General features: G+C 74.3%; 8 protein-coding genes. 2 read left to right on the top strand and 6 right to left on the bottom strand.

Annotated features, from left to right (window positions below):
* Positions 1–55: 55 nt before the first annotated feature.
* The gene (locus FM125_RS04575) at positions 56–2,230 is read right to left on the bottom strand and encodes a TPM domain-containing protein (RefSeq protein WP_245829803.1); all 2,175 of its coding nucleotides are present in this window, start codon (positions 2,228–2,230) and stop codon (positions 56–58) included.
* A gap of 332 nt (positions 2,231–2,562) precedes the next feature.
* Between FM125_RS04575 and FM125_RS04580 the strand changes: the two genes are divergently transcribed.
* Positions 2,563–3,915 carry a S1C family serine protease gene (locus tag FM125_RS04580; protein WP_180525352.1) on the top strand — a complete coding sequence of 451 codons (1,353 nt, stop codon included), beginning with the start codon at positions 2,563–2,565 and terminating at the stop codon, positions 3,913–3,915.
* A gap of 76 nt (positions 3,916–3,991) precedes the next feature.
* A complete protein-coding gene (locus tag FM125_RS04585) occupies positions 3,992–4,765 on the top strand; it encodes a PIG-L deacetylase family protein (RefSeq protein WP_087133784.1) in 774 nt (257 codons plus the stop codon).
* A gap of 37 nt (positions 4,766–4,802) precedes the next feature.
* On the opposite strand, the gene FM125_RS04590 is transcribed toward FM125_RS04585, so the two are convergent.
* From FM125_RS04590 to folP, 5 genes are all read right to left on the bottom strand, one after another.
* Complete coding sequence (locus FM125_RS04590) at positions 4,803–6,254, bottom strand: anti-sigma factor domain-containing protein (RefSeq protein WP_087133785.1); 1,452 nt, start codon at positions 6,252–6,254, stop codon at positions 4,803–4,805.
* A 7-nt stretch (positions 6,255–6,261) separates the two neighbouring features.
* Positions 6,262–6,723: a tRNA (cytidine(34)-2'-O)-methyltransferase gene (locus tag FM125_RS04595; protein WP_245829810.1), complete on the bottom strand. Its 462-nt coding sequence runs from the start codon at positions 6,721–6,723 to the stop codon at positions 6,262–6,264.
* 197 nt (positions 6,724–6,920) lie between these two features.
* Positions 6,921–7,910 carry a DnaJ domain-containing protein gene (locus FM125_RS04600; RefSeq protein WP_067191266.1) on the bottom strand — a complete coding sequence of 330 codons (990 nt, stop codon included), beginning with the start codon at positions 7,908–7,910 and terminating at the stop codon, positions 6,921–6,923.
* Entirely contained in the window at positions 7,907–8,791 is an 885-nt protein-coding gene (locus FM125_RS04605) for a dihydrofolate reductase family protein (RefSeq protein WP_087133787.1), read from the bottom strand. Before FM125_RS04605 ends, FM125_RS04600 begins: the two co-directional genes overlap by 4 nt.
* A complete protein-coding gene (gene folP / locus FM125_RS04610) occupies positions 8,788–9,780 on the bottom strand; it encodes a dihydropteroate synthase (protein WP_245829806.1) in 993 nt (330 codons plus the stop codon). The genes FM125_RS04605 and folP overlap by 4 nt, the downstream gene beginning before the upstream one ends.
* Between the last annotated feature and the right edge of the window lie 237 nt (positions 9,781–10,017).

Raw genomic sequence — 10,017 nt, forward strand, 5'->3', positions numbered from 1 at the left:
GGGACCGGTGGACTGCATGCGGCGCGTGCCGCAGGGACGGCGTGTGCCGGCCGGATCAGAAACTGCCTCCCGAGAGGTCGCCGAATCCGCCGAAGTCGCCTCCGGACAGGCCGCCGCCGCCGAGTCCGCCGAATCCTCCGCCGCCCCAGTCGGAGCCGCCGGAGGAGCCACCGGAGTTCAGGATCGAGTTGATCAGGATGCCTCCCAGCATGGCACCGCCCAGGCCGGAGCCGAAGGACGAGCCGCCGCGGCGGCGGTAGCGGTCGGCGCCGCCGAAGCCCTGGCCGAATCCCGCACCGCCGTACTGCATGCCGAACGAGGTCACGTCACGGCGGGCCAGCTCGGAGGCGCGCTCGGCCAGGTCGGAGGCGTGGTGGGCGGCGTCGAGCGCCTCGGCCGGATCCGAGGTGCGCATACCGCGGGCGGCGTCGAGCGTCCGGGCGGCCTCGGAGAGCTTGGACCGTGCCTCGGGGCCGACGGCGCCGCGGCGGGCCGAGATGAAGTCTGCGGTGCCGTCGATCTGGCCCTGGGCGTGGGTGATCGCCGAGGGCAGCATGCGAGAGGCCTGCATGGCGTGCTCGCGGGCGTCGCGGACACCGGCCAGCGGTGCGTGGAGCTGACGGTGCGCTGCCTCGAGGCGGTGGATCAGGTCCACGGGGTCCGGGCGGCCGGCGTCCATCTGCGTGCGCACGTCCTGCAGGACGGCCTTGAGTCCGCCGGTCGGTCCGGCGAGCTCGGGACTGCGGCCGGAGTCCACCACGGCCTGGGCCTCTGCCACATCCTGGCGGCACTGGGCCACGCCCTGGCGCAGGTGCTCCATGGTCTCGGCGAGCGTGCCCTCGGCGCGGCGGACGGCCTCGGTGAGGGTGCGCACCTGGTCGAGCGCCTCCTCGGCGGCGCGCACGGCCAGGGCCGCGGTGGGGCGGTCCCCGGCGTCCCAGGACGTCCGGGCCTTCTCCTCTGCGGTCCGCACGAAGTCCAGGCGCTCACGGGCCTGCTCCGCGTTGTCCCCCACCTCGGCGAGGGCGGAGTCCGCGTAGGAGGAGTGCAGGCGCACGAGGGTCTGCTCCGCCTCGGTCACCTTCTCCTCCGCTGCGGGCACGGCGGAGCCGAGCTCCCCCAGGGCGTCCGGGACGCGGTTCTCCAGGTCGCGGAGCTGCTCGAACTCCTTCTGATGGGCGGCGAGGGCGGCGCCGACCTCGTCGCAGCGTCCGATGATCTCCTTGAGCCAGCGGCGCTGGTCCTCCTCGGTGTCCGGGATGTCGTCCTCCATCTGCTGCTGCAGCTGGAAGGAGGCGCGCATGTGCTCCTTCGCCGTGGCGATGTCCTCCTTGAAGGTGGCGATCGCGTCCGCGCCGTACGCCGCCTCCGCGAAGCCCACCTCCTGTTCTGAGGAGCGGATCGCGTCGTCCGCGGCGACGAGCTTCGAGCCGGCCTTCGCGTGCAGCTCCTCGAGGGGCATCTCGTCCAACGGGTCCTTCGGCGCCGCCGGGGCGGAGGCGACCTGTCCCCGTTCCGGGGTCCGGGAATGGTCCTTCCGTGACCGCTTCCACACGAGGTAGCCGCCGGCGCCCAGGCCCGCGGCCACCAGGCCACCGGTGAGCGCTCCGGCCGCGCCGGAGCCGGAGTCGGAGCCGGTCGTCGCGCCCCCGCCCTCGCCCTGGGGCAGGGCGCCGTCCGGGGTGTACTCCTGGCCGCTCTCTCCGCGGCCGTCCAGGGTGCCGTCCGCGGCGTCGTCCACGCCCTGCACTGCGGCGACGGCGGGGGCGAGCCAGTCCGGGGTGTCCCCGGTGGTGTTCTTCTGCAGCGACGGGGTCACGTAGGTGCGGGTGATGTCGTCCTGCATGGCGTTCAGCTGCGATCCGTCCGCGGCATCGAGCGCGTAGCGGCGGGTCTCCACGGCGATCGCCAGCACCGTGTCGTTGGTGCTCAGGCTGTTGGTGTCCGCGAAGTCCTGCACGAACGCCCTGTCCCCGTTCGGGAACTGGTCCACGTAGACCACGTAGAGGCTCTCGCCGGTGTCCTGCCGCAGCTGTGCGACCTCGGACTCGAGACGGGACTCCTCGGAGGAGGAGAGCACGTCCGCCTGGTCCACCACGAAGGTCCCGGGCGGGACGTCCATGGCCGCATGCGCCCCGGTCGCGGCCGCCGCGGCGAGCGCTCCGACGCCGCCGACCAGGACCGCACGGGCGAGCACGGGGACGGGACGGCGGAGAGGTGGTCGCTGCACGGAACGCTCCTGACGGTCGGGGAGCCGCGGCCATGCCCGGGTTTCCCGGGGTCCGACGCGCGGCGTCGGCTTGGTGGCAGTCTAGGCAGGGCGGACACCCCCGGTGAAGGGATCGGACGCATACTCCGCCCACAGCTGACGCGGGCGTGTCGCGGGCACAGCGATGTCTCCGCGAAGCCGCGGCTGACCTCCAGGCTGATTCCAGGAGATGTCCAGAGAACCGCTCCATCATGGACTCCATCGACCCCACGCCGACCCGGCGAACACCACCAGCACGGACGGCGGCGCCCCGCGGCTCGAGCCCCGAGGCGACGCACGAGAGGACCAGGACCATGTCGTACCCCCAGCAGCCGGCGCCGACCGACGTCAACGGCCAGACCCCGACTTCCGCGGGCAGCGGCGAACGCAGCCCGAAGCGCGTCGGCACCGGACTGCTGGCGGCCTGTGTGCTCGCCGCCGGACTCGTCGGCGGCGGCGTGGGGGCCGGTGCCGTCGCCCTCGCGAACGGCGGCGCGCCGGCCGCGTCGTCCACGCAGGACGGCGGGGACGGGGACGGGGACCGGGGCACCGAGACCGGCGACGGCGCCGCCCAGGACCCGCAGGATGCTCAGAGGCCCGGTGAGAGCGGTGCGGCGGACCGCAGCGCCGAGGCCGGCACGGTGAGCAAGGCGGCCGAGAAGGCCTCCCCTTCCGTCGTGACGATCTCCACCATCGCGAGCTCCGGCAGCGGCTCCGGCTCCGGCGTCGTGCTGGACGAGGAGGGCCACATCCTGACCAACAACCACGTGGTCACCATGGGCGGCACGACCTCCGACGCGGAGCTGACCGTCCAGACGTCGGACGGCTCGGTCTACGCGGCGAAGGTCGTCGGCACCGACCCGAAGTCCGACCTCGCCGTCATCAAGGTGGACGCCGAGGACCTCACCCCGATCGGCATCGGCACGTCCGAGGACGTGCAGGTCGGCGACCAGGTGGTCGCCATCGGCGCCCCGCTCGGCCTGGCCGGGACGGTCACGGACGGCATCGTCTCCACGCTGAACCGCACCATCTCGGTGGCGTCCTCGGAGGTCCCGGACAACACCTCCGAGGGATCCCCGTACGAGTTCCAGTTCCCGCAGCAGGGCGGCGGTCAGCGGACCCAGGGGTCCGTGTTCCTCAATGTCATGCAGACGGACGCCGCCATCAACCCGGGCAACTCGGGCGGCGCGCTCGTGGACGCCAACGGCGACCTGGTCGGCATCAACGTGGCCATCGCCTCGGCCGGTGGCCAGGGGCAGAGCGGTGAGTCCGGCAACATCGGCGTCGGCTTCGCCATCCCGGTGGACTACGCCCACCGCATCGCCCAGGAGCTCATCGAGGAAGGCGAAGTGGACCACGCGTTCCTGGGCGTCTCCGTGACCCCCGCGGAGGCGGACGTCCAGGGCGGCAGCGCCAGGACCCGCACCCAGTTCAGCGCCGGGGCCGAGGTCCGTGAGGTCGTCTCCGGCTCTCCGGCGGACGAGGCCGGGCTGAAGCAGGGGGACGTCGTCACCGAGGTGGACGGCCATCCGGTCAAGGACAGCGAGTCTCTCACCGCCACCGTGCGCCAGTTCGCGCCCGGCGACTCGGCCGAGGTGACCGTGCGCCGCGACGGCAAGGAGCAGGCCTTCGAGGTCACCTTCGCCGCCGGCGACCAGCAGGGCTGATCCGGCCGGCGTCGGGACGCACCCGGCCGACGCCCACCGCGGCGTCCCACGGGGCGGCGGGGGGAGAATGGGAGCCATGCAGACTCTCCTGACCCCCGCCGACCTCGCCGCGCGCCACGGCTGGCGTACCGCGCTCGCCGTCGGCGCCCATCCCGACGACCTCGACTTCGGCGCCGCCGCGACCCTCGCAGGGCTGACCGCCGCCGGCGTGCGCGTGGTGCAGTGCATCGTCACCGACGGCGATGCCGGGGGCTTCGACTCCGAGGGGCCGGAGGCCATGACCGCCCGCCGGCATGCGGAGCAGCGTGCCGCGGCCGCCGTTCTGGGCATCGATCAGGTCTGCTTCCTCGGTGAGCGGGACGGCTTCCTCGAGCCGAACCAGCGGGTGCAGAAGGCCCTTGTCCGTGTGATGCGGCAGGTGCGTCCGGACGTCGTGCTCAGCCTGCACCCCGAACGGGACTGGGAGCGGATGCAGCGTTCCCACCCGGACCACCTGGCCTGCGGCGAGGCCGTCGTCCGGGCGGCCTACCCGGCCGTCGAGAACCCGTACGCTTTCCCGGAGCTGCTCCGGGACGAGGGGCTGGAGGCCTTCCGCATCCGCCATCTGCTCCTCTACGCCGCGCCGCGCGCCCGGGTGGACACCGCCGTGGACGTCACCGGGCTGGAGGAGGCCAAGATCCGTGCGCTCGACGCCCACCTGTCCCAGCACCCCGACGTGGAGGGCATGCGCTCGTTCGTGCGCCGTCAGATGCGGGACGAGTTCGCGCTGGCCGGCGGCCGGGGCGACGGCTCGGCCGAGTCCTTCCACCTCGTCGAGGTCAACGGCGCGGACACGATCGCCGGCTTCTGAACCCATCTGGACCGCCGTCCGCGCCGTGGCGGCTGCCTCAGTCGTCCATCGTCCACTTGCCGCCGTAGCGGGGGCCGTCGTTGCCCGGGCGGAGCACCACGGAGGAGTGCACGTCGTCCGAGGGCTGCTCGGCGCCGGCCTCCGGCTCCACGGTCATGCCCACGGCTTCGTGGGCGTCGATGCCGTGGAAGGTCACCGGCTCCGTGAGGTCCTCGGCGGAGAACACGCCCAGCGACTGGGCCTGCTGGGACTCGTCCTTCGGGAGCAGCCACAGCTGGTAGGCCTGGCCCTGCGGCAGCGGACGCAGGCCCTCCAGCCGGACGTAGCCGGCGTCGATGTCGCGTGAGGTGGCCACCTGCATGGTGCCGCCGTCACGGGTGTCCACCGGCGTGGACGTGTAGACGTCGTCGGCGCGGTCGACCTTCTCCGGCAGCGTCGGGCCGGTCAGCAGGACGAGGGCGGTGACCAGGGCAGCGACCACCAGCAGCGCCGCGATGCCGACGACCGCGACCATGCGGCGGCGGCCCGTGGCCTCCTCCTCGGGGGAGTGCCGCACCTCGTCGTGGTCCACGAGCGCCACGCCGATGTCCTGGGCGGGCAGACGGCGCAGGATGCGGTCCAGCAGCTCGGACGGCGGCTCCTCCTGGACGGAGCGGAACGCCCAGGTGACGGCGTTGCGGGCGGCGCGCAGGCGGGTACGCCACAGCGTGCCCTCGCTCGGGCCGCGGGCGGCGACGGATCCCTCGACGAGCGTGCGCTCGTCCGCGTCGAGGGCGTCGAGCGCGGCGACGTCGGCCAGCTCGAGGCCTCGTCCGGCCTCCACATCTGCGCGGACGGTGTCCATGAGGCCGGCGGCGCGGGGCGGGGTGGTGCTGAGGGGCCCCGTGAGGGTGCCGCGCTCCTGCTCGGCGTCCCGGTGGGCGGCCACGAGGGCCTGGACGCCGTCCCGCACGAGCTCCTTGGCACGGGCGGCGGGGACGCCCATCTCCTCGGCGAGGCGGCGGCAGGTGCGGCCGCCGAGCCAGGCCAGGGACACGGCGCGGTACTGCTCATCGGTGAGCGAGGCGCAGCTGAGGGGACGCTCGGCCGTGACGTCCTCGCTCTTGCCGGCGTTCTCCGGCAGCAGTCCGTGGCCCCGCTCCGGCAGGGAGTCGGTGCGGGCCAGGGTGGTGACCACGCGGTGGGCCAGGACCTCCAGCCAGGTGAAGACGGTGCGCTCCCGACGGCGGACGTCGTCGTCCTCGGTCACGTCCATGTCGGTGTCCGGGGCCTCGTCCCACGCGGTGAGGTAGACGAGGGCGGTGGCCTCGGCGGCATCGGCCTCCGAGGCCAGCACGGACCGGGAGAGGGCATGGACCCACGACACCGTGGTGTCGTAGAAGGCGGCGAAGGCCGCGCGGTCGCCTTCGCAGCTCAGGCGGAGCAGCACGTCGAGCGACGGCAGGGCGTCGTCGTGGGGTCCGTTCTCAGCGGTGCAGGTCGCGTCCATGGTGTTGTCAGTCTAGGCGGGCGGACCCAGCGAAGCCGTGCTGACGCCACGCCTCGAAGGTCACGATTGAGGCGGCATTCGCGAGGTTGAGCGACCGGCGGGCCGGCTGCATCGGCAGACGCACCGTCTGCGTGATGCGCGGGTGGGCGAGGGCCTCGTCCGGCAGCCCGGTGGACTCGCGGCCGAAGAGCAGCACGTCTCCGGGGCGGTAGGCGACCTCGTCATAGCGTGCGTCGCCGCGGGCGGTGAAGGCGAAGACGCGGGCCTCCGGCAGGGCGTCCAGGGCGGCGTCGAGGTCGGGATGGGTCTGCACCACCGCGAGGTCGTGGTAGTCCAGGCCGGCGCGGCGCAGGTGCGCGTCCGCGAAGGTGAAGCCGAGCGGCTCCACCAGGTGCAGGCTTGTGCCGGTGATCGCGGCCAGGCGGATGGCGTTGCCCGTGTTCCCGGGGATCTCCGGGGCGTGAAACATCAGATGGAAGCCGGGCGTGCCGGGGGCGGGGGCGCGCTCGGCGGCCAGGTGCGGGTTCTCGGTGCGGCGGGGCGGGACGGTGGCGGACACGCCCTTCATGGTAGGCCGGTCCGCCGTCCCCGGTGTGCGGGTTTCCCGACGACGGCCGTTCGCCTCGTGACACCGCCTCGCCTCCGCAGAGGGAGGCTCAGCCGGGTTCAGTACAGCTGGTCCACGAGCAGGCCGAGCGCCGCCCGGTCCACGGTGTCCGGCGCGCTGCCGGTGCCGAGGAACAGGAGCAGCTCGCGGACCAGGTCCCGGCCGGCGGCGGGCGCCGCAGTGAGCAAGTCCTGCTGGGCGGCGGGGTCGTCGGCACCGCGGGCGCGGCGGATCACGGGGGCCAGGCGCTCGTCCCGGTCCGTCATCACCAGCACGAAGCCGCCGACCGTCACCTGCGGCAGGGACCGCTGGAGCGTCGTCATCGCCGGGCCCATCAGCGGCGGGGAGGCGGCGGAGCGGTGTGCGGACAGCTGCGCCCCGTCCCAGGTGTAGGTCCCGTCCGGCACCTGCATGGAGCCGATCAGTGCGAGCCGGTCGCCGCAGAGCACGGCATGGTCCACGTCGAGCCCCCGCTGGAAGCGTCCGCCCAGGCTGAGCCCGGTGAGGAAGCGGGCGGCCGGCAGCACCGGGGCGACGTCTGCGTCCAACAGGCGCAGCACCCGTGCCTGGCGGCGTTGGCGGTGCTCGTCCGGGAGCAGGCCGCGGCGCCGGGGCACCCCGTGCCAGCGGCGGGCCGAGCGGGCGGCGTCCAGGACCCCGTTCGGCACCGGCTCCGTCTGCAGCGGGGGGAGGTACCTCACCGGGCGCTGTGAGGGCGGGGGAGGGCCCGGGCGGGCCGAGGTGTCGGAGGCGCGCGCCGTCGTCGTGCCTCCTCCGCGGCCTCCGGCCGTGCCCCGTCCGGTGCGCGCACGGCCGGTGGGCGTGTCCGCGGCCGACAGGGAGAGGTCGTAGCGGCGGCGGGCCTCGGCGGTGCCGACGAGCTCCCAGGCCGCGCTGACGCGGCGGAACGCCTCGGGGCTGCCGCCGGCGTCCGGGTGCGCGCGGCGGGCGGCCCGGCGGTAGGCCCGGCGCAGCTGTTCCGCGTCCACGTCCGGGCGGACGGCGAGCACCTCGTACGCGGTCTGTGGGCCCAGCTCGGCGGCGCTCATACGTCGTTCCCGGACGGACGCACGTCGCCGGCGGCGCCGTCCTCCAGAGCGTCTGCGGAGCCCGCAGCGACGTAGCGGAGCAGCAGCATCGAGTCCTCGTGCAGCACGTGCACCAGGTGCAGGTCGAGCGCAACCTCCTGCGCGGCCGTGAGGATCCGCGGGCCGTCCCCGCCGACCAGCACAGGGGACAGGCTCAGCTGCAGCTCGTCGAGACGGCCGGCGGCGGCGACGGCGCCGAACAGGGACGGACCGCCTTCCCCATGGACCACGCGGTGGCCGCGCGCGGCGAGCAGGGCCAGGGCGATCGCCGGGTCCACGTCGGTCTCGCCCGCGGCGAGCACGTCGGCGACCTCGGCGAGCGCTGCGGCCCGGTCGGCGTGGTCCCGCAGGGCGGCGGCGGAGGTGAGGACCACAGGCCGGCGCGGGGCGCGGAGGAAGAAGGGGTCGGAGGCGGCCAGGTGCAGGCCGCCGGACACCACGGCCACCTCCGGGTGCGCGTCCAGGCCGCGGGCGGTGCGCCAGGCGGAGGCCTCGGCGTCCACCAGCGGTCCGTCGTAGCCCTCCGCACGGACGGTCCCGGCGCCCACGAGGATCACGTCGGCATCCCTGCGGGCCAGGTCGAAGACCCGGTGATCGGCCGGGCTGCCGAGGCCGCCGGACCGACCGTCCACAGTGGCGGCGCCATCGGCAGAGGAGATGAACATCATCCGCGTCCACGGGCGGTCGGCGGGCCGGGCGGAGAGAGGGTCGTGCCCTGCGGATCCGGTGGAGCGCGGGCCGTCCGGGCCGTCCAGAGCGCCGCGGAGCCGGCGCGGCGCGGCGTAGAGCGCGAGCAGGTCCTCGTCCGTGAGGGCCTGCCCGGACCCGGTCAGCGCCCTCATGCGCGGGGCTCCCAGTCCTCGTCCGCGGCCACGGCGGAAAGGTCGGGATCCCGATTCAGGTCCCCGGTGTTGTGGACGGCCAGGACGGGGTCGCGCCAGTCTGCGATGCACTCGACCATGCGGGCGGCGTCCACGGAGGGGCGGACCTGGTGCATGCGCAGGATGCGTGCGCCGCCGGCCACGCAGGCCACGGCGGCGGCCAGGGACCCGGCGAGACGCTGGGACTTCGGGCGGTGAAGCGACTCGCCCACGAAGTCCTTGTTGGAGACCGCGGCCAGCACGGGGAAGCCCAGGTCCGCGACCTCCTCCAGGCGACGGGTGACCTCCAGGGTGTGCACGGTGGTCTTGTTCAGGTCATGGCCCGGGTCCACGATGATCTTCTCCGGCGCCACGCCCAGGGACACGGCGCGGTCGACGGTGCGCAGCAGCTGCTCGCACACCTCGGCCACCACGTCGGAGTACTGCGGGCGGGGCACCACGGTGCGCGGCCCGGTGAGGTGGGCCAGCGAGTGGGTGACCACGAGGTGGGCGCCGTGCTCGGCGGCGACGCGGCCGAGGTCCGGGTAGTAGAGGCCGGAGGTGTCGTTGACGACGTCCGCGCCGGCCTCGAGGGCCGCCGCCGCGACCGCCGGCTGGAAGGTGTCCGCGGAGAGGATCGCGCGGGCGGCCTCCTCGCCGCCGTGCACGCCGCCGTCTCCGGCACGCAGGGCGGCGATCAGCGGGGCGACGCGCTCGGCCTCCTCGGCAGGGTCCAGCTCCTCGCCCGGGGCGAAGGGCACGCCGCCGACGTCCAGCCAGTCGGCGCCGTCGGCCGCGGCGGCGCGGGCGGCGTCCACGGCGGCATCGAAGGCGAAGGTCGCCCCGGCGTCGTAGAAGGAGTCCGGGGTCCGGTTGACCACCGCCATCACGAGCACGCGGGTGCGCAGGTCCACCTCCGTGTGGGCGAACCGGTGCACGGGATGCTTCAGGGCGGGGACGGGGAAGAGCACCCGTTCATTCAACCATCCGCACCGCACGGGGACCGTGCGACCCGAAAGGGCTGTGTGCCCCGGGGGTGGCGTGCCCCTCGCCCTGGTCCCCGTCCCTGCGCGCCTCGCTCGGCCGCTGTCCGCCCCCGCTGGGGCGACCGGACCCTGGGGCGTGCTCGGCCACGCCGGGCGCGGCTCCTAGATGTACTCGGCCATGACGTTGGTGACAGATAGACGTTGACGATGAAAAGAACCTCC

Origin of the sequence: Micrococcus lylae (assembly GCF_900163825.1) — a bacterium.
Taxonomy (GTDB): domain Bacteria; phylum Actinomycetota; class Actinomycetes; order Actinomycetales; family Micrococcaceae; genus Micrococcus; species Micrococcus lylae.